This window comes from Sphingopyxis sp. 113P3 (assembly GCF_001278035.1).
Lineage (GTDB): Bacteria > Pseudomonadota > Alphaproteobacteria > Sphingomonadales > Sphingomonadaceae > Sphingopyxis.
Window position 1 is genome coordinate 2,189,411 of sequence record NZ_CP009452.1, and the last position, 20,937, is coordinate 2,210,347.

General features: G+C 62.9%; 27 protein-coding genes. 5 read left to right on the forward strand and 22 right to left on the reverse strand.

All coding sequences use genetic code 11. From position 1 onward, the window contains the following. Nucleotides 1–67 precede the first annotated feature (67 nt). From LH20_RS10645 to LH20_RS23490, 5 genes are all read left to right on the forward strand, one after another. Nucleotides 68–937, forward strand: a complete 870-nt coding sequence (locus tag LH20_RS10645) for an N-formylglutamate amidohydrolase (protein WP_235527182.1) — start codon at nucleotides 68–70, stop codon at nucleotides 935–937. Nucleotides 938–1,483: 546 nt separating this feature from the next. Further along, nucleotides 1,484–2,164 (forward strand): hypothetical protein, encoded by a 681-nt coding sequence (locus LH20_RS10655; RefSeq protein WP_053554173.1) that lies wholly within the window; start codon nucleotides 1,484–1,486, stop codon nucleotides 2,162–2,164. Between the two features lie 317 nt (nucleotides 2,165–2,481). Continuing rightward, on the forward strand, nucleotides 2,482–2,793 hold the full coding sequence (locus LH20_RS10660) for a hypothetical protein (protein WP_053554174.1): 312 nt from the start codon (nucleotides 2,482–2,484) through the stop codon (nucleotides 2,791–2,793). A gap of 19 nt (nucleotides 2,794–2,812) precedes the next feature. Next, complete coding sequence (locus LH20_RS10665; RefSeq protein WP_053554175.1) at nucleotides 2,813–3,472, forward strand: SOS response-associated peptidase; 660 nt, start codon at nucleotides 2,813–2,815, stop codon at nucleotides 3,470–3,472. A 10-nt stretch (nucleotides 3,473–3,482) separates the two neighbouring features. Beyond that, nucleotides 3,483–3,626, forward strand: a complete 144-nt coding sequence (locus LH20_RS23490) for a hypothetical protein (RefSeq protein WP_158501123.1) — start codon at nucleotides 3,483–3,485, stop codon at nucleotides 3,624–3,626. A 16-nt stretch (nucleotides 3,627–3,642) separates the two neighbouring features. On the opposite strand, the gene LH20_RS10670 is transcribed toward LH20_RS23490, so the two are convergent. The 22 genes from LH20_RS10670 to LH20_RS23500 all read right to left on the reverse strand — a co-directional run bounded on the left by LH20_RS10670 (nucleotide 3,643) and on the right by LH20_RS23500 (nucleotide 20,931). Continuing rightward, nucleotides 3,643–4,152 carry a hypothetical protein gene (locus LH20_RS10670; RefSeq protein ID WP_053554176.1) on the reverse strand — a complete coding sequence of 170 codons (510 nt, stop codon included), beginning with the start codon at nucleotides 4,150–4,152 and terminating at the stop codon, nucleotides 3,643–3,645. A 307-nt stretch (nucleotides 4,153–4,459) separates the two neighbouring features. Continuing rightward, nucleotides 4,460–4,621, reverse strand: coding sequence for a hypothetical protein (locus LH20_RS23495; protein ID WP_158501124.1), 162 nt, complete (start codon nucleotides 4,619–4,621; stop codon nucleotides 4,460–4,462). Between the two features lie 40 nt (nucleotides 4,622–4,661). After that, a complete protein-coding gene (locus LH20_RS10675; RefSeq protein WP_053554177.1) occupies nucleotides 4,662–5,057 on the reverse strand; it encodes a hypothetical protein in 396 nt (131 codons plus the stop codon). Next, nucleotides 5,045–5,341, reverse strand: a complete 297-nt coding sequence (locus LH20_RS10680) for a hypothetical protein (protein ID WP_053554178.1) — start codon at nucleotides 5,339–5,341, stop codon at nucleotides 5,045–5,047. Before LH20_RS10680 ends, LH20_RS10675 begins: the two co-directional genes overlap by 13 nt. Further along, nucleotides 5,338–5,730, reverse strand: a complete 393-nt coding sequence (locus tag LH20_RS10685; protein WP_053554179.1) for a hypothetical protein — start codon at nucleotides 5,728–5,730, stop codon at nucleotides 5,338–5,340. The genes LH20_RS10680 and LH20_RS10685 overlap by 4 nt, the downstream gene beginning before the upstream one ends. After that, nucleotides 5,718–6,350, reverse strand: a complete 633-nt coding sequence (locus tag LH20_RS10690; RefSeq protein ID WP_053554180.1) for a hypothetical protein — start codon at nucleotides 6,348–6,350, stop codon at nucleotides 5,718–5,720. The genes LH20_RS10685 and LH20_RS10690 overlap by 13 nt, the downstream gene beginning before the upstream one ends. 40 nt (nucleotides 6,351–6,390) lie before the next feature. Further along, nucleotides 6,391–9,030: a hypothetical protein gene (locus LH20_RS10695; protein ID WP_144423562.1), complete on the reverse strand. Its 2,640-nt coding sequence runs from the start codon at nucleotides 9,028–9,030 to the stop codon at nucleotides 6,391–6,393. 79 nt (nucleotides 9,031–9,109) lie between these two features. Beyond that, nucleotides 9,110–11,695, reverse strand: coding sequence for a Hint domain-containing protein (locus tag LH20_RS10700; RefSeq protein ID WP_053554182.1), 2,586 nt, complete (start codon nucleotides 11,693–11,695; stop codon nucleotides 9,110–9,112). Beyond that, nucleotides 11,682–12,077 (reverse strand): DUF6950 family protein, encoded by a 396-nt coding sequence (locus LH20_RS10705; protein WP_053554183.1) that lies wholly within the window; start codon nucleotides 12,075–12,077, stop codon nucleotides 11,682–11,684. Before LH20_RS10705 ends, LH20_RS10700 begins: the two co-directional genes overlap by 14 nt. Then, on the reverse strand, nucleotides 12,074–12,733 hold the full coding sequence (locus LH20_RS10710) for a hypothetical protein (RefSeq protein WP_053554184.1): 660 nt from the start codon (nucleotides 12,731–12,733) through the stop codon (nucleotides 12,074–12,076). The genes LH20_RS10705 and LH20_RS10710 overlap by 4 nt, the downstream gene beginning before the upstream one ends. Next, on the reverse strand, nucleotides 12,730–13,395 hold the full coding sequence (locus tag LH20_RS10715) for a hypothetical protein (protein ID WP_053554185.1): 666 nt from the start codon (nucleotides 13,393–13,395) through the stop codon (nucleotides 12,730–12,732). Before LH20_RS10715 ends, LH20_RS10710 begins: the two co-directional genes overlap by 4 nt. After that, nucleotides 13,392–15,911, reverse strand: coding sequence for a phage tail tape measure protein (locus LH20_RS10720; protein WP_053554186.1), 2,520 nt, complete (start codon nucleotides 15,909–15,911; stop codon nucleotides 13,392–13,394). The genes LH20_RS10715 and LH20_RS10720 overlap by 4 nt, the downstream gene beginning before the upstream one ends. Nucleotides 15,912–15,914: 3 nt before the next feature. Beyond that, the gene (locus LH20_RS24405; protein WP_442800463.1) at nucleotides 15,915–16,358 is read right to left on the reverse strand and encodes a phage tail assembly chaperone; all 444 of its coding nucleotides are present in this window, start codon (nucleotides 16,356–16,358) and stop codon (nucleotides 15,915–15,917) included. Beyond that, nucleotides 16,295–16,708 (reverse strand): hypothetical protein, encoded by a 414-nt coding sequence (locus tag LH20_RS10730; protein ID WP_053554188.1) that lies wholly within the window; start codon nucleotides 16,706–16,708, stop codon nucleotides 16,295–16,297. The genes LH20_RS24405 and LH20_RS10730 overlap by 64 nt, the downstream gene beginning before the upstream one ends. Nucleotides 16,709–16,783: 75 nt before the next feature. Then, complete coding sequence (locus LH20_RS10735; protein WP_053554189.1) at nucleotides 16,784–17,509, reverse strand: hypothetical protein; 726 nt, start codon at nucleotides 17,507–17,509, stop codon at nucleotides 16,784–16,786. A 273-nt stretch (nucleotides 17,510–17,782) separates the two neighbouring features. Next, nucleotides 17,783–18,259 carry a hypothetical protein gene (locus tag LH20_RS10740; RefSeq protein ID WP_053554190.1) on the reverse strand — a complete coding sequence of 159 codons (477 nt, stop codon included), beginning with the start codon at nucleotides 18,257–18,259 and terminating at the stop codon, nucleotides 17,783–17,785. Next, nucleotides 18,259–18,849, reverse strand: a complete 591-nt coding sequence (locus LH20_RS10745) for a hypothetical protein (protein WP_053554191.1) — start codon at nucleotides 18,847–18,849, stop codon at nucleotides 18,259–18,261. Before LH20_RS10745 ends, LH20_RS10740 begins: the two co-directional genes overlap by 1 nt. After that, nucleotides 18,849–19,169 (reverse strand): hypothetical protein, encoded by a 321-nt coding sequence (locus tag LH20_RS10750; protein WP_053554192.1) that lies wholly within the window; start codon nucleotides 19,167–19,169, stop codon nucleotides 18,849–18,851. Before LH20_RS10750 ends, LH20_RS10745 begins: the two co-directional genes overlap by 1 nt. 282 nt (nucleotides 19,170–19,451) lie before the next feature. Further along, nucleotides 19,452–19,856, reverse strand: coding sequence for a hypothetical protein (locus LH20_RS10755; protein ID WP_053554193.1), 405 nt, complete (start codon nucleotides 19,854–19,856; stop codon nucleotides 19,452–19,454). Between the two features lie 42 nt (nucleotides 19,857–19,898). Next, on the reverse strand, nucleotides 19,899–20,342 hold the full coding sequence (locus LH20_RS10760) for a phage tail terminator-like protein (RefSeq protein ID WP_053554194.1): 444 nt from the start codon (nucleotides 20,340–20,342) through the stop codon (nucleotides 19,899–19,901). Beyond that, nucleotides 20,342–20,704, reverse strand: coding sequence for a hypothetical protein (locus LH20_RS10765; protein ID WP_053554195.1), 363 nt, complete (start codon nucleotides 20,702–20,704; stop codon nucleotides 20,342–20,344). The genes LH20_RS10760 and LH20_RS10765 overlap by 1 nt, the downstream gene beginning before the upstream one ends. 59 nt (nucleotides 20,705–20,763) lie before the next feature. Then, on the reverse strand, nucleotides 20,764–20,931 hold the full coding sequence (locus LH20_RS23500) for a hypothetical protein (protein WP_158501125.1): 168 nt from the start codon (nucleotides 20,929–20,931) through the stop codon (nucleotides 20,764–20,766). Nucleotides 20,932–20,937: the final 6 nt, after the last annotated feature.

The following is a 20,937-nucleotide window of genomic DNA, read 5'->3' on the forward strand; positions in this document are numbered from 1 at the left end:
CGAGAGATTTAACAAATTGACCCCGCGCGGCTGGATTCGCGCGCGCTTTTTTGGCACGCCTCTTTCCATGCCGCGCCGCTCCATTCCGCCGCCTGCCATCGCTGTCAACCGCCCCGCGGCGAACGGAAGCGTGATCGTGTCGGTTCCGCACGCCGGGCGCATCTACCCTCCCGAAATACTGGCTGCGATGCGGGTGTCTCGCGAACAGCTCGAGCGTCTCGAGGATAGCTGGTGCGACGCGATTGCTGCGCGGGCCTGCGAGGCCGGGGCCGTCGTTGTCGAGGCTCTCTGGGCCCGCGCCGTCGCGGACTGCAACCGCGGCGAGGGACAGATGGCGCCGGGCGAGGTCGACGCCTCGCTGCACGCGCAGTTCTCGGCGCCGGGGCGCAAGGAACGCGCCGGCCTTGGCGTCATACCGACTCGGCTTGCCGGCTGCGGCCCGCTCTGGCGCCGCCCCATCGATCGCGCGGCGCTGCACTGGCGGCTCGAAGCGTTCCACCGGCCCTATCATGCCGCACTCGCCGAGGAGCTCGCGGCCGCGCGGGATCGGTTCGGCCGCGCGGTCCTCATCGATCTTCATAGCATGCCCCCCATCCCCGAGGGGCAGCCGGGGCACGGCGCGCAGATTGTTATCGGCGACAGATTCGGGACGACGGCGGACGCCGAACTCGTCGATCTCGTGATGGAGGCGGCGAGGGGGCTCGGTGTGCCCGTGGTGCGCAACCAGCCCTATGCGGGCGGTCATATTGTCAGGACGCACGGGACGCCCGAGCGCGGCGTCCACGCTGTTCAGATCGAGATTGACCGGCGCCTTTACCTTGCCTCCGACCGGATGCCGGATCGCGCCCGGGCCGCGTGGCTCGCCGACTGGTTCGCGCATCTGGTCGCGCGCCTTGCCGAGACGGGCGACGATTCGCTCCCGCTTGCCGCTGAATAAAAAACCACCTCGTACCAGGGTACGAGGTGGCCAGGGTCAAGGGAGGACGCGCCCACGTCATGCGACGGGGCACTCGCCGTAATGGAAAGGGGGTAAACCAGAACGGCGTGACACCAATCTAGGTGTTCCGCGCGCAGGTTACAAGAGCAGTGATTGCGAAAGGAACTGGTCGGGGAGAGAGGATTCGAACCTCCGGCCCCTGCCTCCCGAAGAGAGGGGACGGACTTAAAAGCCGCAGATTTCCGTCAGACAGGTGCAGTTGCGTTGAGTGTGCGCGAGAACAAGCGCGGAACATCACCCGCCTTTCCGGGCCTTTCACCGGAGCAACACCGGAGCGTCGGCGCTGATGGTTTGCCAGTGCGTCGACCTGCCGGGCGGAGGATCCGCGATCGTCTGCGGACCTCGCCAGCGTACGCGCAAGTGCGTGAGCTGCGGCCTCCCCGCGGGGCTTCTGTGCGACTGGAAGGTGAAGACCAAGAAGTCGGGCACTTGCGACGCGCCGATCTGCGACCGCTGCACGCACGTTCCTGCCCCTGACAAGGATCTATGCCCGAAGCACGCGGCGGAATGGAGGGCGAGGCAGCGATGATTTCGCACGGCGAGGGCTTCCTCGCGCGCCATCGCAGCGGGCGATATCTTGACGCTCGAGCGCATTTCGTCACTCTCAAGACCGTCGACGGCCGCGACACCGGCATGCACGATCCGGTGCATCCGATGGCGACGATATTCTCGCTCGTCGATAGCCCCTTTGCCGCTGCGCCTGTCCCCGACCGAGGAAAGCTCGAGGAATGGCTGCGGCTACATGACTGGGGTTTGGTCTGGGACCAATGGGAGATTGTGCCCGGCCCCGGCTGCATCGTATGCGGCGAGCGCTGGCACCACCCGATGAAGACCGACACGCGCGGCGAGCATCGGTGCAAGAAGCATCACGGCCGCAATCCCTGCGCCATCGAGGGGTGCAAGCGGACGACCGCAGCGAAAGGGTTCACGGCGTCCGATCAGTATCTCTGCGCCGAGCATTGGCGACGATACGTCCCGGCGCGCTCTCGCATGCGTAAACTATATTTCGCGCACCTTCGCCGGGGAAAGCGATACGGCTGGAACCGCAAGAGCGCTCGCGCCTTCGAGAGGTTATGGCGCTTCATTGTCAAGACGGCGCGCGCCAGACATGAAGGCGGGTTTCTCGACGAAGCCGAGATCAACCGCATCATGGGATGGGACAAATGATGGACGACTCGCCGCCCTCGCTCACAAAGACGTGAACGCATGAGCGATCGTTGTTCACATATTTGTGACCAGCTGCCCGTTAACCGATATGGCGGCGAGCCGACCGGGAACCCCCTGTCCTAACTCGCCGCGCAATCCCCCCATACAACAATAACCAAATTGAGGACAGTTCCGTTCGCCAGCGCGGGCTCGATTCCATATGATGCTCGCGGCTGGCCGGCTCCTGTCTTGAGAAGCGGGGGCTTTAGGGCGATGCTCTTGGTGCGCTCCCCTTGGGAGTGTGGTTTCGCCCGCCAGTCGCTATCCTGCGACAAATCATGAGTCGGGAATATGTATACGAGGCGCGCGATCTCGTTGACGCGGGGGCGATGCACTACAATGTGCTCGCGCGCTGCCCGTGCGGTCACGCGTCGATCCTCGAGAGCATCGATCTATGGGACTGGTTCCGGCGCCGCGGCTGGGACATTCGGATGCGCTCGGTCCCGCGGCGGCTCAAGTGCTCGGCGTGCGAGGACGCGGGGCGGGCTCGGCAGGGTCCCTCAATCGAGCTCGTGCGGAAAGAGGCGACAGTGATGTTGCCGAGCGCGGACATGCGCGAATTCAAGCGTGAGGTTCAGCGACGCCGTTGACTCTCGATGCGCGCGCGCCATGCTCGGGGGCGTGTGCAACCTCTACACCACCAAAACGACCGTGGCGGAGATAGCCGACCTGTTCCGCGCCCAGCCCGCGCGCGGCTTCAATGCGCCCGAAGACACCTATCCCGGCTATCCCGGCCTCGTCGTGCGCGAGCAGGACGGTGAGCGCATCATAGAGCAGATGGCGTGGGGCTTCCCCCGTCACACCGTCAACAAGCGCACCGGGAAGCCGAACAAGCCCCAGCCCGTCAACAATCTCCGCGACGATCGACTCTGGACCTTCTGGCGAAAGCAATTCGTCGACCCCGCTGCGCGCTGCCTGATACCCTTCACCGCCTTTGCCGAGGCTGAGGGCGAGAAGGGCCAGATGACCCGCACGTGGATCAGCGTCGCCGACCAGCCGATCGCCGCATGGGCGGGGCTTTGGCGGCAAACCGATGAATGGGGAAATGCCTATTCCGGCGTGATGTGCGACGCGACGCCGGAGATGATGGATATCCATGACCGGATGCCGGTTATCCTTCACCCGGAACATCACGACGCCTGGCTGCGCTCGCCAGCGGAAGAAGCGATGCACCTGGTCACGCAATATGCTGCCGATCGGCTCGTCGTGAACCGGACCGATCAGCCGTGGTTCGCGCGAAAGGCCAAAGAGAGGCCGGCACTGATTTGAGGGGATGACGATGACCTACAAAGTCCGTGGACCTGATCCTGATGGAGATTATTTCATCGTCGAAGTGATCGACGGCGAAGAGCACTTTCTGGACGAGACCTTCCGCTGCGAAGAAGATGCGCTTGATGCTGTTCGCAGGATGGGCGGCAGTTAAGGAACTGCCGCCCCATTCACGCTGGAACGCAGATACGTGTCTTCGAATGCCACATCCTGTCAGCCGCTTCCACAACGGGCGCGACCTGCGGCTCAGTGACAACAGCCTTCTTGTCGCCAACAGTCGTGGTGAGCCAATATAGCCATCGCCGGAGGATGAAACCGCTGAAGGTCGTGTGAAGTGAGTCGAACAGCAGCGCGCTCAACATGAAGCGGCCGAACTGTACACCTTGGCCGCCCGTCAATTCTGGCATAGGTCGAGGTGACTTCTTCGGGTGCAATACGGCTTTCAGAGCAATCCGGGTCATGCGGCCCGAACCAAGCTCCCCAACGACAAAATCTATAAAGTCGCCGATCCGCGGATCAAGGTGGCGATCTTCCAAGAGAACTCGAGCCGACTGCTCGACGTTGTCCCAGATCTTCTCTGCGTAGGCCAACCGCGCCTTCGCTCGACGAAAATTCCACGCGATCACATACGGGCCGATTATGGCGGCGATGATGGCAGCGACCGCGATGTACACAGACATGCTAGCCTCCTTTCCGGCGATTGGGTCGATTCTGCCGCGCATTGCTTAACCGACGCTTACCAGGGGCGGTGCGCGCGTGCAGCTTCTTCATCTCGCTCCGGTATTCAATATAGGCTTTCACCGGTCCATTTGGCAAGAATGACACCAAAAATGCCAGCCCCATTATAACGAACACGAAAACGAAAGGATGCCTTCCAGCCGCCTCTAATAAGGCGGAAAGAAAATTCGATGCTTTTTCCGCATCGTCTAGCGAATCGGAAACCCCCATCGGCCCCTCATATTAATTCAGGGGGGAGAAATCTACTTGTTACTCTGGCGGCTCCGGCCCGCAGTCCACCGGTGTCGTCGCGAACTTATTGTAGAGCTGACACCAACGCCATGCGACGCCGTTCCGGCGCTCGCCCCAATCGAAAACGTCGCTCACCCATGCCTCATAGGCGGCCTCGCTGGTCGCTGCTGTCTCGGGCATGATCGGGCGGGGCTGTGACCGCTGATCCGTCGCAAGACGCTCAGGGGGCGGCGGCAGGTGCCGGACATCGGCGTCCCTGCCGCATGAGCTCCCGGCAAGCGCGAGCCCGCTGACGATCGCTGAGAGGCTGATCAGGTAGATTCGCCGTTTCATCGTCCAGTGCCTTTCGGTTTTCGGTGATGCTGGTTTCGAGCGCGTCGGCATCCTTGGCGTCCGCCGCACCGAGCGCCGCCATCGCGTCGTCGCGCTCCTTACGGATTTCGGCGACCTCGGTTTGCCATGCCGCGCGTTCATAATCTCGGCCCCGATCCCATGCCCAGCAATAGGCGGCGTAGAGCGCACCGAGGACGAGCAGGGCGATGAAGGCCCACGACGCGGCCTTGGCGAAGCGCTCGCCTACCAGACGGGTCGCGAGGGGCAGGATTAAGCCGAGCATTTCCAGCTGCCCGAGCTTTGCGATTTCAGCCAGCGGAAGCGGCAGAACGCATAGGTGATGAAGGCCGTGTCCGCGCCGACGAAATGCCAGCTCACCGGCGTGTCGGCGAGCGCATGGGCGAGCAGGGCAGGGGACAGGAGCGCGAGCCCCAGCCCGAGCAGCCACTCGCAGCCAGCATGCCAGCGACCCCGCATGGCGATGATTTTGGGCATGTTGCTATGCCAGGTGAGCAGCGCCATCGCGCCCGATGCGGCAGCGAGGCCGAAATTGATTGCCGCGTTCATTCGCGTTCTCCCGGTAGCTTGAAGCCCCCAGGCAGGTTTCCGAGACGATCCTTGAGCCCTCCCCCGAATGCGAGAAAGCCCTCTGCGAGCGATTGCGACAGGCCGCCAGCGAGCGCCATCTGAGCCTGAAGGCCCAGCGAACCCCATAGCCAGACGTCCGCGGTGACTTCGTGCGCACCGGCCGCGAGAATTGCCACGAGCGCTCCCGTGAAGAGCGACAGGACGATGCCCTTTCGGGTCTCAGCGCCGCGGAACGATCGAACAGCATAGGCAGCGCCGAGCGCGAGCAGCATCCCGCCCGCGAAGGCCGGAACCGGCGCTGCAACCCCGAGGGCGAGCAGGATCGCCGCGATGATGCCGTTGATCTCTTGTCCGGTCACCGTGCCCATGCTCCCGTCTTTCCGTGCAGCCACGTCAGAAACTGGCCCACGGTCTTGCCCCTCAAGATCGAAGGGTTCGCGTTCGTTGCTGCCGTTCCCGCGATCAGATCCGCGCGATCGTCGACGTCTGCGCCGATGACCTTCGCCGCGGTCAGCGGCCCGAAGAAGTGCGCCGCGTAGAGCGAGGCCCGGTTGATCGGGATGCCCTGCCTTTTCAGATAGGCCGCGTTCTTTGCGGTGAAGGTCTTGGCGCGGGCAAGCTGCTCGTCAGCGGTCGGTTGCAGGCCGCCGAACGCTTTCATGGGATCGGTGCCCCATCGCCCACCTTCACCCTCCCACGTCGACTTGATGAACTGGTAGAGCCCCGACGCGCTCGAATAAGGCCGCCCTGTCTTTGGGTTGATCGGCGGCAGTGCATAGAGCCGGTCATTGCTCTCGATCTTCGACAGCATGGGCCAATAGTCTTCGGGGATTTCGCCGGTGGCGGCATTCTGCTCGGTCGAGGGGCGCGGGGGCAGCAGTTTGTCCAGCTCAGCCAGCGTGTCCTTGCCCGCCCATCCGTCGACCGGATCGAGCCCCGCGCGCTCCTGAAACAGGCGCACGAATGCGTCATCGCTGATAGTCGTCATCGCGCGTCCCCTTCATGGGTGTGGAGTTCGGATTGGGAGGTCACGCCGTCACCTCGATCACGACATAGGCGTTGTCGTCTTCCGCATCGAGCGTGACCGCCAAGGCGCCCGACAACACGCTGCCGACGACAGTGGCATTCTTGCTGTCCACGACCATAAAGCCGCGTCCGATCAGGTCGGCGGGGATCGGTAAGTGGACGAGGCCGCTCCGGTCGCGCCAGTCCTTGATGATCCATGTCGAACCGGGTTGCCGGACGATGACGGTATCGGGATCGCCGTCGACCATCGAGACGACCTGCCGATAGGCAACGATCGAATAGGTGTCGCCGGGCTGGGCATCGTGGACGCCCTTGTCCAGCGCGCGGAAATAGACCTTGCCGTTGGTCGCGAGTTGCAGCGCGCAGTTCGATACGCGGGTACGGCGGACATCGAGGGCGGCATCGCCGACCGGCAGGAAGCCCATGACGAGGGCATTGGCGCCATAATCGACGATGACCCGGTGACCATATTCGCCTTCAGCCTGAAGTTCATCGCTGCCGAAGAGAATTTCTTCCTCGCCCGCAACGGCGATGTCGGCGGCTTCGCCCATCGCGAAGTTCACGCTGTTGCCCTGATAGGTGAACGGAACCGCGCTGGGGACGATGATTTGCTCGGCACCCGTCATCATGTGCTGGAGCCCGCGCAGATAGGTGACCGGCGTTTCCTTGACGAACAGCCAGTTCCAATAGATCGACATCTGGCCATAGGCGTCGAAGCGGTAGGCGGTGTTCGTCCAATAGGAGGGATCGCCCTCGGGCTCGCTCCCCGCCGAGGCGCCGCCGTTGGCGATCCACCAATTGATGATTTCCGACCGTGCGAGCATCCCACAGGTTTCGGAGATCAGCACGCTGTCCGAATAGTCCCATGCCCCCTCGTGCTGGGCGACGGGGCTGCCATCGACCTGCACCGACCGCGTCAGGCTTGTGTGGGGCGGGTACCACTGGATGTTGCCGCCGTTCGCCGTGGTGGTGAATGACCCGGTATTCGTCGCGCCGCTCACATGGGTAAAGGTACCAACCGCTGGCCCGAGGTTCGCCGTGCGGCGTGCGAGCAGAAGCGTATTGGCGTCCACGACCTTGACCAGCACCGATTCATTGCCGCCGCTCGACCAGACAGATCCTTCATCGTCCGAGGTCTTGCCGTGACCTGTGCAAGTCGAACTGTTGAGCTTGAACCCGTGATTTGCACCAATATCGTCGGCCCAGACGCGATCCGGCGCGATATTGTCTGCCCCTGCGTGGACCTGGGCGCCGCCGAGATAGGCCCCGGTCAGGTTGAGACGGCAGGGGAAGGCGGTCAGGTTCGCTGCGGGAAAGGCGATGAAGTCATGCCGCACCGACTGGCCCGAACGGGCGCTTTCGACATTGCTGGCATTGGAGCCGTCGCCGGAGAGGGTGACACGCCCAAGCCCGCTGCTTACGCTCCTCTCGACCGCATCGCCGCGCACCGCCGTATAGGGCGCGAAATAGGGTTCGTAAGGCAGCGCCTCTTCGCCCTCGTTGATCATGATCCAGTCGGGTTTCGGGAAGGTCGGAGACCGGACCGTAATGACCATGTAGTGCGCGTCCGCCGGCGCCTGGACCGTTCGCGTACCGTTCGAGCCGCCCGTAGCGCCGAGCGACGATCCGGTATCTGCGGCAGCGCTGTAAAAGCCAATGCCAGCCTCGCGGTTCGCCGACGCGCTGACCGTGTAATACTGGCCCGCCTCGACTGGAATGAAGTCGGATGCCCTCCAGCCCCCTGCCGCGCCGATGTTCCCGCTCGTCGTGTTGACATAAAAGCCATCGCGCACGGCAGCCGGGTTGAACAGGTTGGTCGGGGTAACGGTCGTCAGGATGTCCGCCGCGATCGTGTCCAGAAAGGCTTCCGTAGGCTTGGGCAGCGCCTGCTCCTGAAGGCGCGTCGTCGCCGCCGCGAACGCAACCCAGCGCAGCGGGATGGCACCTTCGTTGACCATGATCCATGCGGGCTGGGTGATCGCGTTCGACTTGACGTTGATCACCATATATTTCGCCCCGGCAGGCGCGACGACGGCCCGCCAGCCCTCCGACCCGGTGCTGCCGCCGAGCGACGATCCGGTGTCATTCGCCGCGCTGTAGAAAGCGACGCCCGATGGGCGCGCCTTGGCGGCGCTGATAGAATAGGTCTTGCCTTCCTCAACCGGAATGAAGGCTGAGCAGGACCATGCCGCGTCGGATGCGATGTTACCACTCGTCGTGTTGACATATTTTCCCGCGCGGATCGCCGTGATGTCGAACATATTGTCCGACCCCGATACCTCCTGCACGATGCCGTTCAGGCTGTCCGCGATCCCCTGCACTTCATCGACGAGGGGTTGGACCGCAGCCGCAAGGGCGCCAGTGAATGAGTTGTCCACCTCCCACTCGCCGTCCTTGACGATCCAGAATGTGTTGTTGCCGGGATCCTCGTCCGCGAAGACGCGGGCTTGCTTGCCATCGTCATCGGCTGTCACGGCGGGCAAATCATCCGTCGTAGGGTAGGAAGGAATGCCGCTGACGATGCCTGTGATGTTTTGCTGCATCTCGGAAAATGCAGCCAGCACCCCCTCACGCGAAGGCTCCATCGTTGGCGAAGGGGGGTTCCCGAAGAGTGCGTCCCTGAGGGTGTCGACTGCGCTCATGCTAGCACCTTTGAAAGATTATTACGCCGTCATACAGAATGCGGCAATAATCAGCAAGCGCAGCGAAATTTTCGGAAACTCAGACCTCGGGTTTGATGTTGTGCGAGAGGACGCCCGCCGAGATGTACGTATGCGCATCCTCGACTGTGATCTTCGCGACCATCGCCACTCCGTCGGGTTCGCCAAAGCTGCCGATTTCCGTCCATTCCCCATCGAGGAAGAAGCGGTGATGCTCCGTCGCGCGCGGGTAACCGTCCGCCTTGAAGACCGGCTGCTCGACGAATTCGATCGCGGTGACGCGATACGCGCCGATCTTCATCGTGATTTCGTGGTTGGTCCAGACATAGTCACCGACGCGGATATCGGCCGCGATCTTCTCAGCGCCAGGTCCGCGCCGGTCGCCGCGCGCCATGAGGATCGGCGTGTCGACCGTGACGCAGGGCCCGCCCGGGTTGCCGCCGCCGCCGCCGCCGCTTGAGCCGCTGGTCGGCACGTAAAAATAGCCCATATAGTGCCGCCCGGGGTTGGCCTCGCTGGTCCGTGCCTCGTTGTCATCGGCATAGAGGTCATAGGTCACCGTCCCGCCGGCGCGATTGATGTCGTCATAGGCCACCGATCGGCCATCGCCCGGTGAAAGCCCGGTCGCGATGACGTCCCCCTCGACCTCAAGGTCTGGATAGCCGTCGGGATAGCGGCGCGTATGGTCGATGATGGTAAGCGTGCCGTCTGAGGCGATCGTCATCACCGCTTCGCCCTGCGACGCCTCGACAATCCAGCTGTTATAGATGGCGAGTCGAAGCGCCGCAGTGATCGCCACGACGCTCGACGGCTCGGTCCAGTCCGACGACAGCCCCGACGCGGACACGGCGCGCATGCGGACCAGATATTCGGCGCCCTCAATGATCTGCGGGGAGAGGGCAACGCCGTTCTCCATGTCGACGTTCATTGCCGCCCATTCGTCGGAAGGGTCGTCGGCATAGGAGGACGCGAGGATATATTGCGCCTCAAAGGTCACGTCCTCGCGCGTCGGCGCGTCGAACTCGGTACGGATCCGCGCATCGGCAAAGGTCGAGGACAGGCCGGTCGGCTCGGCAGGGGGCACGCGGCCCGCATCGGCGCTGTCGAGCACCGGCTGCGACTTTTCCTCGCCCTCGAGCAGCGTCCAGCGGTTCTCATTGATCGGCACGGCGCCGAAACTCGTGAAGATGCCGGCGCCTTCAAGCTCGACCGGCGTCGCGATCTCATAGTCGCCCGCAAAGGTATTGTCGTAATTGAGGTTAATGATGCGCTCGTGCCGCGCGCGGAGACCGCGGAGCCCGACCGTCGGCGCGATCTTGTGAAGCGGTTGCGAGCGTAGGCCGATCGCCTTGGCAAGGCGCATCGCCTGATTGTGGTTCTGGCAGGCGAGGATGTCGACGGTCAGGAAATTCGGTGTCGTCTCTTCGTCGTAATAGTAGGGGTTGAGCCAGGCGCGCGAGGGCTGCGGCGTGTAGTTCGCATTCGGGTCCGTGTAGCGCACGATAACGCCCTGCGTGTCGCTCTCGCCGTCCTGCGCCTCGACGCTCTCCATCGCCATGATGTCGCGGTTTCGGCTGAAACTGAGCGTGGGCGCGTACCAATAGCCAGCCCGCGCCCATGTCTTGCCGTCTTCGTCGAAGACAATGAGCCCGTCCATCGCGAGAAGGATCTCGATTTCGGCGTCGACGCGGCGCTTCGTGTCGATGATGCCGACCCCTGCCTCGTAGCGCTTTTGCGTGCCGTCGATACCGACGACCTCTTGATCGCAGATGTCGGCCTGCTCGGCGACGCGCTCCCAGTTGATGCTGCTCTCGGGCTTGTTGCGGCCGTAGGGATGCGTGCGGAACCATGCCCAGATGAGCGCGGCGTTGCGGCTGGGCTTGTACGTCGTGCGATCGCCGAGCGTCTGGGTCTCGTCGCGCGGATCATAGACGTTCGACCAGTCGGCAACGACGCTAACCGAGGGCTCGCCGAGACCGATCGGACCGCGCGAGCGGTAGATCTTGTAGCGATGCTCCGGCGGCAAGGCCTTCATCTTCACGACGCTGAACGTCGTGCCGACCAGCCGATGGTCGCTGGTCCATTTCGTGGGGAAGGCGCCGTCGAGCGCGGTGATGCGCGGCGGCGTCGGGTTGGTTTCGGTGTAAGTCGTGGTCCAGATTTGGACGTATCCCGTTCCTTCGCCGTCGACGGTGGCGGCGTCCTTTTCCTTGTTGTTTTTGAGGCGGAAGTCCTTCTGGATGACGGTATGCGAGCCGTCGATCGTGACCGGCTGATCGTCGAGAAAATAGGCGGGGGTTCCGGTCATGAGGCTATCGCTGTGAACGACGAGATACCAGAGGTTCCCGGCGCCATCGAACTCGGCGAAGAGTACGCCGCCGCCCTGCCGGGCGCGTCCGGCGTTCAGCCAGCGCGAAGGCTCGGCAATGCGGACGTTGACTTTGCCCGCGTCCATCGCCGGCGTATCGCGCCCACCCATCAACACCTTTTGAATAAGCATCGACCCGACGGCAAAGGCGACAGCGCCGAGAACGCTGGCCAGAAAACCTTGCCCGACTAGCCCGACGAAGATGTTTCCCGCGCCAAGTGTGAAATAGGCCAGGGCCCCGATCGCGACGATCGCGACCAGCTTCTTAACGAACGACACGCCACGCCCCCCGCCATTTGACGAACCGCAGGTCGACCTCAGTCACGCCGCGCTCAAGCCGAACCGCGACGCCCTCGCCCGTGCAGAGCGCGCCAATCGTGTCGATTTCGCTGTGCACGAGCTCGAGCGCGTCACCGCGCTGCGGCTGCCCCTCGACCCGCTCGAGCCCCATTGCCGCGAACAGCGCCCCGGCGCCGCCGTGCTCTTCCATGATCGCGAGCGCTTCGGCCTGCGTCGAATATCGCCCGAGAAAGTCGCCGGTGATATCCTTGCCGCCTGCCGCAGCGACATATTTGCCCATCGAGAGCATGCAGTCGCTCTCGCCGTAAACGAACGGATGCGAGCGCCAGTCCCGGAGCGTGAGGTCGACCAGGTCCGTCATGGGATTTGATAAGTCCGGTTGGCGAGCAGCGCGAGATATTCGGAGCCTCGATCGACCGTGACGCCGAGCTGGGCCGCGTGGCGCTTCTGCATCGTGTCGGCATAGGTGCGCCCGGGGATCATGCTCCGGCCCGAGTTGCTGTCGCGGGCGATGACCGAGCAGCGATATTGCTTGGTGATCCGCCCGGCATTGTCGCGGGTGATCGACTCCGAGAACTTCGGCGCCTGCATCACGAGTTGCTTGTAGAAAGAGAGGGGAGAGCCGGGCCGCACTCCTTCACCGTCAAGAAAGAGCGCAAGATAGCAGGTGAGCGTGCGGCCCGAGACTTTGGCCTGCTCTGCCTTGAGGCCGTTGTAAAAGGCGAGGGCGTCTATTTCTTCGGAATTGGGTAAAATGAGCTGGAAAGTGTAGGATGCGCTCGTGCCGTCGCGGCCATCTTGCAGTCCGGGCGTCGTGTGCATATTTCCGCCGTTGGCATCAATTGTTCCCAACCATTCGTTGCCATCAGAGTCTATGAAGATACCTTGGCCGTCCCAGAGCCGAACCGGGTCATCTCTGAAATCGTAGAGCCAGCACTTGCGGACCGTCGCCCGAATGTCGGCGACGCTATCGGCGTCCCCGATGATCGCGTCGATTTGATCGTAGAATTCGCTCATACGATCGCCTCGTGAAGGATGATGTTGCCCGGCTTTACATGCCCGAGGCTATTGTAGGCGTCGCGGATATCGCCGCCGTTGCTGATCCGCCCGGTGAACCAAGGCCGCAGATAGCAGTTATCGCCCGCGCCGACGTCGCGGCGCAGCGGCGGCGTGATGGTCGCAGTCGCGACGTCGCCGTCGTAGGTGATCTCGTCGACCAGATAGCAGTCATATTCGTGGCCGATGACATGCCCGGGCCCGACGATCGGCCCGACGCCGGTGAGGTCAAACTGGACGGTCGTCGTGCCCTTGAGCGAGGCGGCCGCAAAAGTGGCGGTGAAATCGCCGTCCCAGTCCTCCTGATTGGACCATGACTGCCCGTTGTCCCACGGCACGGCCATCATGCCCCGCTTGCGGCTGTAGGCGACCTGCGGGGAGGGGGCGAGGCGCACGCGGAAGACCTGCCCGCTGATCTTCGACATGACCCACGAGGCGAGAGGCACATCCCATTCGGTGTCGATGATCGCCGGCGCGATCTCCAAAACGCCGAAGCCGCCGGGCTCGGGAGAGATGAACTGCGCGCCGCCCGAGGTCAGGCCGCCATCATAGCCCGCGCCCGGGGTGTGGAAGAGCTGCCGCTCAATCCGGAACGTGGGGAACTGATAGATCTTGATCGTCATTGCAGCGTCCCGTCCTGATCGAGCTGAACAAGCATTGAGCGCAACTCGCGGCGGATCTGCTCAATAGTAGCCTGCCCCCCCTGCCGGATCATGGCGACTGCGGTTTCAGGGGTGAAGCCACCGTCGATGCGTATTTCTTGATGGATATCTCCCATCTTGATTGTTGCAGGACTTCCACCGCCACCGCCGCCCATCGCATGAACGCCGAGCTTCCCGTCAGGCGTGCGCCCGAGGGGCATAACGGCTTCCGGGCCCGCCTCGCCCATCAGGCCAAGCTTGGTCCCCTTGGCGAATTTGAAGAGGGTCGGGGTCGATATGATGCTATTCGCGAATGCCGATCCAGTCGCGAAGCGCTGCGCCTGATCAAAGGCGCCGCCGTGCGCGAAAATCGAAGGGTTATTGGCGATCATCGTAAGAGACGAGGACTGTAGCTTGGCCGCGCTGGACGGGAACAGGTTGAATAGGAAATCATCCAACACTTGGTTCAACAGCTTGTCGATTATACGATCGAGCGCGTTAGTTGCTGCATCGGCGAAGGCCTGAAAAGCGTTGCCGCTCTGGCGCAGTCCACTCATCATGTCCGTAAAGAAGTTCCGCGCGATCTCGCGCGTGTCCGCGATCTTCTTCGCCTGCTGGTCGAGCGCATAGCGCTGGGCTGCGTAGGCTTCGGCCGCGTCATAGATCGCCGCAAGTTCGGCGGGCGAGAGATTGATGCCGGCACGCTTGGCGTCGTTGAGGCGGTCGACAATGAAGGAGTATTCAAGCGCGGCTTGGCCGGTCAGCTCGAGCCCCGCACGCTCAAGGTCCATCGCATAGGTGGCATCCTCGGCGCCCTGCTTTATCTCCGCGATGCGACGGTCACGATTTGCCTTCTCGATATCGTCGGACATCCGGCCAGTCAGATTGTCGCCAACATAGATCGACCCCTCGGGAAGAGACCCCCGCAACTTGCGCTGGGCGTCCTGTTCGCGACGCGCGCGATCATAGGCCTCGCCACGAAGCCCGATCAGCGCGATCTCGTCGGCGATCGCGTCACGCTGACGCTGAATCTCGTCGGTCGTCTTTTTGACCACCTCGGACGTGTCCGCGTCGACCTTGGCGGCGGCGTATGCCTTTGCGAGCTTGTCGATATCTTCGGTGAGCTGGGGGGTGATCTTGATTTTCGACTGCTCGGCCTGATTGAGCAGCTTGGTGCGCTGCTCGAGCTCCGCGGCCTCGACAGCGCTCATCTCGATCGCCTTGGCGCGCGCCTCCTCGACCTCGATCGCGTCTTTCGCCTGGCGGATGAAATCAGCGATGCGCTCGGCCTCGGTCTTTCCACCCCCGCGAGTGCCCGACGTGCGGGCGCGTCCCGCGGGACCGTCTTCGCGGAACACGTCGGACAGACTGCCCGTATCGAGCGATTTCTCCAGCTCTTCGGCAATTTTTATTTTCGCGACCGAAGAATAGCGCTTCGCAAGCGTGTTCAGAAAGTCGCTCTCGCTAATCCCCGTTTTGGAGAAGTCGATATTTCGTGCCTCTTTGGCCGCCGCGCTCTCGCCCAGAATCCCAATATCGACCCGCCGGGCGATATCTTGCAGCTTCTCACGTTCGAACTGCGATGCCTCATATGCTCGCGGGTTGAGCGTCCGCTGAAGAGCTCCGGCATAACCGCGTATCGTGGCGTTGCGCGCATCAGACAGACCGGACGCCGCCGCCTCTTTATCCCTCGCCGCCTCACCGCGCAAATTGGCCGCCATAAGCCGGGCGTTCAGGATTAGCATCTCATTCTGAGATTTAATCTTGCCTGTGGTTAGATCGAAAATCTTGCCGAGCGCACTTTGGGCATCACCCAGCCCGTCAGACGCCATCTCGACGGCCTTCATCGCCTTGTCAGCTTCCCATAGGCCGGCGACCCATTCCATCACGGCGCCAATGAGCGACCCGATGATGACGCCGACAAGCCCGCCTAGTATGCCCATGAGTCCGGATGCTAGCGATGACGTCGTCCGCGTAGCTGCGCCCACGGCGGTAACCTGTGCCGCCGCCGTCCCGCTGGCCCCAGCCGCCGCCTTGTTCGCCGTCGCCAGACGTTCCAGATTGGTCCGATATGCGATGACGTGGCTATCGGCCTGCTGCGTCAAGGCAGAGAGACGCGTGACCGCCGTCGCTGTGTTGGTCACGCTGGTCGCGGCCTGGTTGGCCGCAGCGGGCAGGGAGGCAAGATGCTTGCGGTAAGCGTCGATATGAGCGTTCGCGCTGGCAAAGCTGCGACCGGTGTTGTCATTCGCAGCCACGAGCGCCCGGTTCGCTCGCGCGACGGTGTCGGCAATGCGGCCGATGCTGCCCGACGCTTGATCGGCGGCGCGTGCGGCGCGGTCATATTCCTGCCCGAGCTTCGCCGTGCTGCCGGTGCTGCTGACCTTCTTCGCGGCGTTGGCGGCGCGATCGGAGGCGGCCGCAAAGCGGTCGAGCCGGTCAATGGCCTGCTCGACGGGTTCGGAGTTGATGTTGAGGGCGAGGGCGGCGATATCCACGGCCTACTTCCCCCTGCGGCCCGATGTGGCGCTTCGGAACGCCTCCATCGGCGAGCCTACGGCTGGGATGCTGTCCTCGGTCTTGTTCATCCGCATCATGTAGACCCTGTCCATCTCGCGGATGCAGACTTCGAACATTTCTACATCCTCGTAACTCCATCCGGCGACGTGCCGGTCGATCTCACTTTGCGGGATAGGTCCGACGCCGAATCCGATCTGGCGGTTGGTGGAGAGGAGCCAGAAATCCTCGTACCAGCCGCCGAAGCCTTCGAGGATTTCGGGGGGCTCCAAGATTTCCGGGATCTCGGAGCCCTCCGCGTCGGCCTTCGCCTTGGCTGCCTTCCACTCCTCGTTGTGGTCGAGCGACCAGAGGAGCGCCGCCGTCAGTTTCCCGCCGCCTCCTTCGCTGCACTCGAGATCCGTTCGGCGACCCGGTCGCCCGCATATTCAACGCCGCGGCGGAAGGTCTCGCCGATGCCGAAATCATCGTCTGCAGTCAGGATGGCGAGCGCGCGCTTGGGGTCATACTTGACCGGCTTGCCGCCCTCTTTCACGCCGTCCCAGTCGAGGAGGATATGCTCGGCGAGGGGCTTGCCTGCGCCGATCGTGTAGGAGACCATGCCTTCGTCGGTGCGGAGCTTCTTGCCGCTGCGACGCGCGAGCCCGGCGGTTGCGACCCGGAAGGGCTTGTAATTGGTGCTGCGGACCTTGAAGCGGACGCCTTCCATGTCCGGAATGTCGTCGATCCAATGGCCCTCGTTGAGGTCAACTTTCTTGTTGAGGTTGGCAATATCCATCGTGGTTCTCGCGGGGGTCAGTTCGGGGTCTAAGAGCGGCGGCCGACCCCGAGCAGGCCGCCGCCCTTAGCTTGTTCAGACTTCGACGATGTTGCTGTCGACCGCGATCGACCAGTTGCGCAGGAGCGCGGTGTTGGCCGCGCCGCCCTGCTTGGCGCCGGGCATGGCGAGGCCAAAGAAGAGATCAGTCTGGCCCGCCGGCTGCGCGGTGGCGGTGATGCTGGAAGCGGTCGCGGCGACCGTGGTCTCGATCGCTTCGCCGCCGGGCGTTGCCGCAACGCTGAACGCGGTCGGGGTCAGCCCCGCTTCGACGACGTAATAGACGGTGTCCGGCGAGAGACCGGTCGGCAGGTTGCCGCCAGTCGGCGTAAAGATGACGGGCGAACCTGCCTCGAGGCCGTGACCGCCTGCCCATGTGACGACGCCGGGGTCGGCAACGCTGATCGTCACCGGGCCTTCGTTCGCGCAGCCAGCGCCCCATTCGACCTTGAAGGCATAGGGCGAGCAGCTGTCGATCGCGGCCTTGAACTTGGTCTGCCCGGGATCGTTCGCGATCGGCGCGAAGGTGTTTTCCATGGCGCCGCCGATGCGAGTGCCCTTGATCTGCCGCTCGCGGCCCTCGCCGATAAAAGGCTGGGTGATGAGGTTTTGCGTGTCGCCGAGGGCGCCGCTCTGGGTCCAACCGCCGATCTCGGTCCACTCGGTTTCCTGCGCGGTGAAGTCGGCCAGCGTTACCTCACCCTTGGGCGCGACCCGCGTCCCGATGAAGATTTTCGATCCATTGACAGCCTGCAATGCCATGTCCCGGCGCTCCTGTTTCCCACGAGGGGGCGGTTCCAAAGTGACGGAACATTACATCACAGAGAGCAGATGCGCAATAATCTTACATTCAAGGCTTCTTATCGTGCGCCATCGAAAAGGGCGGCCCCGGAGAGCCGCCCTTCCCTTGCGGTGACACGCCATTCCTGGACTTGCCGTGCCAAGACGCGCCCCGCCCCGCCTGCCGCGCCATGCGTCGCCATTCCTGGCCTCGCCTCACCACGCCTAACCCCGCCAGCCATGTTTTGGGCCCATTTAGGCGGCCCGAGCCTGATCCATCGCAGCGAAAATCTCCGCGAGTTCGACCAGCTCTGCATGACGTTTCCGCCATGCTTCCAATTCCGCCCATGCCGCGGCGACGACTTGGGCCCGAAGTTCATCATCCGACAGAGCATGTTGGACTGAGGTATAAGACCGATCCGCGTCACGCTTCACCGACACGAACGCGCGGATCGGTTTCGGCTCGGTCGCGTCTTTCGTGATGACGACATCGATCGATCGGATGAGATAGCCCGCCTGATCCAGTCGATACGCAGACGCTGCCTTCTTGTCGTCCCATTCGAACGCCGGATGGAGCGGCGATTTCTTGTCCCGCGCAGCATCGACGACATCGGCGTTTTCGAGGCGCCCGTTATTCCTGACGCGGATGCGCTCAAGCTCCTCACCGGCGACCTGCGCCTCGATCGCGGGCGAGTGGTGCGCGCCCGGCTTCCAGCTATAGACCATGCCCATTATTCAACCTCCTCGCTGCTCGCGACATGAAACCGTCCATAGGAGCCGTTCTTCTCGGGTCGCCATTCGCCGATGCCGACGCCGAAGCCGGCTGCGTTGAGAAGATTTGCGATCTGCTCGGCGCTGATGACGGACGCATTAAATTTGATCATGACCGGGATTTTCCATTCAGGAAACTCCGGGCGATAACGAATGTCAGCAGTACCCATGCCGACGCGCACCATATCCTCGCGCGGTCGTGGCTCGCCGTTCACGGTCAGCATTTCGCAATCGATGTGGAAGGCTCCGCGCATCACCGTCATCTTGGCGTCAACGAAGCGGCATGCAGAAACCATCGCGGCCTTCACGCCGATCGCCGGGAAGCCGTAGGCGCCGGTTTCGGTCTTGTAGAAGCATGCCTCATAGTCAGCCTCGGGGTCTTTGGCCTCCTTTGCCTTCGTCGCCTTTTTCATCTGCTTGTCGAGCATCTGGCGCTTTGCCTTCTCGCTCCATGCGTGAACGATGAGCGGGCTATCGCCGATGAGGACGAAGGTTACCGTCTGAATGTTCAGCGGGGGCAGCTCAATTGCGGCTGTGGATTTTGTGACCATCACGCGGCCTCCCCGAAGGCGATATGATTGCAATGCAGGGCGGTCGCGACCAAGCGAGCCACACCGTTGAGACTTTGCGCTTTGATGCTGTCCCGGAGGGTGCGGATACTGTTTTCATAGATCTCGCCGTTACGCGCGCCCTTGAATGTCTGGTCTCCGAGGCCCTCGCTCATTTCTAGGGCTGCCGCCATGAAGGTCAGCATAGCGTGCGCTTCGGCCAAGCAGTCTTCCGCGGCGTGCCTGGCAGACCAGAAGGGCTTCATGCCGCCAATATCGAGGTCGACGATGCGCGGATCGGCGTGTAATGTATGCGTAGCCATGCGATCACTCCTGTTGATCGTTTCGGTTAGGGCGGCGGGGAAGGCTCAATTTCCCTTGCCGCCCGAACTTTATGGCGCTATGAAATCGGCATGTCAACAGATAATAGCGCTAACAAATCAAAAAAGATGGGGCGCCCGCCGGTGGACTCGGAGGCCGTCAATGTCCGTTTCGAGCGCTCAATGCTCGACGCGATTGACAGCTTCCGTCGTGAGCAAAGCGATTTGCCATCCCGGCCCGAGGCCGTTCGGCGCCTGGTTGAGCGCGGCCTTAATGGGACTGAATTATAACGCTGGATCGATGTTGACGACCTTAAGGCAGTGCCGTCGCATTTTCTCAACTTGCTTGGCGACTCGCTTTTTATTTACCGGATGGCGATAGAAAACGCGGAGCACGATGCTTCCATCGACCTCCCTTACCTTGAAGGTCTGCCAAGGCTCATTGACGGTGCCGCCGAAAAAGCCTGATGATGCTTTAAAATCGATATCGTTTCCGCCGTCGGCGGGGATGACTGTTGCGCTGCCGGACCTGCTCAGTTCCCTTGTGATGCATGCGGTCGCCTCAGTCACGGACATGTCGAGCGTGGCGACCTGCCCCCAGTCCCTATGGGGATAGTCCGTGTCCGATCGCGCGGATGCGGATGCGGATAATGCCAGGCTGGCGGCGAGCATGGTGAAGGCGCGGGTCATGGCGCGGAAAGTGCCACCAAAGCCGAAGATTGAACAGCCCTTCTAAATCGACGACCAAAACACCCGCACGACGGCGACCCGGTAAGCGCCATCGACATAGTCCTGCATCGCGTCCGCGTCGCGCGTCGTCCGTAGGCGCGATTGTCCAAAGTTCATGCACGTATCGGCGGGGAAATGCGCTGCGATCTGTCCGGCAATCTCCCTGAGCTGGGCATGCGTCACCGCGCGCGCGATCGGCCACTGCACCGCGAGCATGAGCGTGCCCGAGCGGATATGGTCGACGCCAACGACGGGCCGCGCGGAGAGGCCGACGCGGACTGGCTCATTCGTGACGTCGGAGAGCAGGATATACGGCGCGGGTCCGTTCGCGTCGGTCGGCGGGGTGAGGATGTCGCCGGGCTCGAATTTCGTCATCGCCGGATTGGTGACCAGCGTGTCGATGCGCGATTTCAGCGCCAGCCAATCCGTCGTCTGAATTGATGGCATTACCTCCCTCCCATCTTGGCGGCCTGCTCTTTGACGATCGCGGGCCACTTCGCTGCGACACGCTCCGCAAAGCCGTTTCCACTCTGGTTATAGGTTCTTCCGAGCGAGTCTTCGCCGACGAAGCCGTAGTTGACGCGCGCCGAGTAGATCGCCTGCCAGCCCACATACGCTTCGCCACCTGGCACGAGCTTTGTAACGCCGAGCTGAAAGTCTTCCGGCTCGTGTTTCTGATCGGGCTCGCCGCGCTTCGGTGGTTTGTCATCGACTACCACCGACTTGGCAAGGTTGCCGGATTTCACAGGAACCTCCGCCGCAGCCGCCTCCGCAAGCTTCTGGACAGAGTTCCGCAGCAGCGCCGTCATGCGCTTTTCCGCGTTATCTGCCCACGCAGCCGGGTTCACACCTGACCAGCCCGTAGCCATTATTTTTTCGGCTTGGCCGTGACCTTGCCCGAGAGGGGCTTAATCTCTTCCGGCACGTCTTTCTCGATCGCGACGACGCCAGCAGCATAGCCGCCGGTCGGCTCGGCTTCGACGAAACCGATCTTCTCGCGCAGCGCGGTCACGGTGAGCCCTGCCGCCTCGGCCATGCGGCC

Coding starts and splice junctions, on each gene's coding strand:
- LH20_RS10645 (WP_235527182.1), top strand. CDS start 68: ATGCCGCGCCGCTCCATTCCGCCGCCTGCCATCGCTGTCAACCGCCCC.
- LH20_RS10655 (WP_053554173.1), top strand. CDS start 1,484: ATGCCCGAAGCACGCGGCGGAATGGAGGGCGAGGCAGCGATGATTTCG.
- LH20_RS10660 (WP_053554174.1), top strand. CDS start 2,482: ATGAGTCGGGAATATGTATACGAGGCGCGCGATCTCGTTGACGCGGGG.
- LH20_RS10665 (WP_053554175.1), top strand. CDS start 2,813: ATGCTCGGGGGCGTGTGCAACCTCTACACCACCAAAACGACCGTGGCG.
- LH20_RS23490 (WP_158501123.1), top strand. CDS start 3,483: ATGACCTACAAAGTCCGTGGACCTGATCCTGATGGAGATTATTTCATC.
- LH20_RS10670 (WP_053554176.1), bottom strand. CDS start 4,152: ATGTCTGTGTACATCGCGGTCGCTGCCATCATCGCCGCCATAATCGGC.
- LH20_RS23495 (WP_158501124.1), bottom strand. CDS start 4,621: ATGCCCGAGACAGCAGCGACCAGCGAGGCCGCCTATGAGGCATGGGTG.
- LH20_RS10675 (WP_053554177.1), bottom strand. CDS start 5,057: ATGCTCGGCTTAATCCTGCCCCTCGCGACCCGTCTGGTAGGCGAGCGC.
- LH20_RS10680 (WP_053554178.1), bottom strand. CDS start 5,341: ATGAACGCGGCAATCAATTTCGGCCTCGCTGCCGCATCGGGCGCGATG.
- LH20_RS10685 (WP_053554179.1), bottom strand. CDS start 5,730: ATGGGCACGGTGACCGGACAAGAGATCAACGGCATCATCGCGGCGATC.
- LH20_RS10690 (WP_053554180.1), bottom strand. CDS start 6,350: ATGACGACTATCAGCGATGACGCATTCGTGCGCCTGTTTCAGGAGCGC.
- LH20_RS10695 (WP_144423562.1), bottom strand. CDS start 9,030: ATGAGCGCAGTCGACACCCTCAGGGACGCACTCTTCGGGAACCCCCCT.
- LH20_RS10705 (WP_053554183.1), bottom strand. CDS start 12,077: ATGACGGACCTGGTCGACCTCACGCTCCGGGACTGGCGCTCGCATCCG.
- LH20_RS10710 (WP_053554184.1), bottom strand. CDS start 12,733: ATGAGCGAATTCTACGATCAAATCGACGCGATCATCGGGGACGCCGAT.
- LH20_RS10715 (WP_053554185.1), bottom strand. CDS start 13,395: ATGACGATCAAGATCTATCAGTTCCCCACGTTCCGGATTGAGCGGCAG.
- LH20_RS10730 (WP_053554188.1), bottom strand. CDS start 16,708: ATGGATATTGCCAACCTCAACAAGAAAGTTGACCTCAACGAGGGCCAT.
- LH20_RS10735 (WP_053554189.1), bottom strand. CDS start 17,509: ATGGCATTGCAGGCTGTCAATGGATCGAAAATCTTCATCGGGACGCGG.
- LH20_RS10740 (WP_053554190.1), bottom strand. CDS start 18,259: ATGGGCATGGTCTATAGCTGGAAGCCGGGCGCGCACCACTCGCCCGCG.
- LH20_RS10745 (WP_053554191.1), bottom strand. CDS start 18,849: ATGGTCACAAAATCCACAGCCGCAATTGAGCTGCCCCCGCTGAACATT.
- LH20_RS10750 (WP_053554192.1), bottom strand. CDS start 19,169: ATGGCTACGCATACATTACACGCCGATCCGCGCATCGTCGACCTCGAT.
- LH20_RS10755 (WP_053554193.1), bottom strand. CDS start 19,856: ATGACCCGCGCCTTCACCATGCTCGCCGCCAGCCTGGCATTATCCGCA.
- LH20_RS10760 (WP_053554194.1), bottom strand. CDS start 20,342: ATGCCATCAATTCAGACGACGGATTGGCTGGCGCTGAAATCGCGCATC.
- LH20_RS10765 (WP_053554195.1), bottom strand. CDS start 20,704: ATGACGGCGCTGCTGCGGAACTCTGTCCAGAAGCTTGCGGAGGCGGCT.
- LH20_RS23500 (WP_158501125.1), bottom strand. CDS start 20,931: ATGGCCGAGGCGGCAGGGCTCACCGTGACCGCGCTGCGCGAGAAGATC.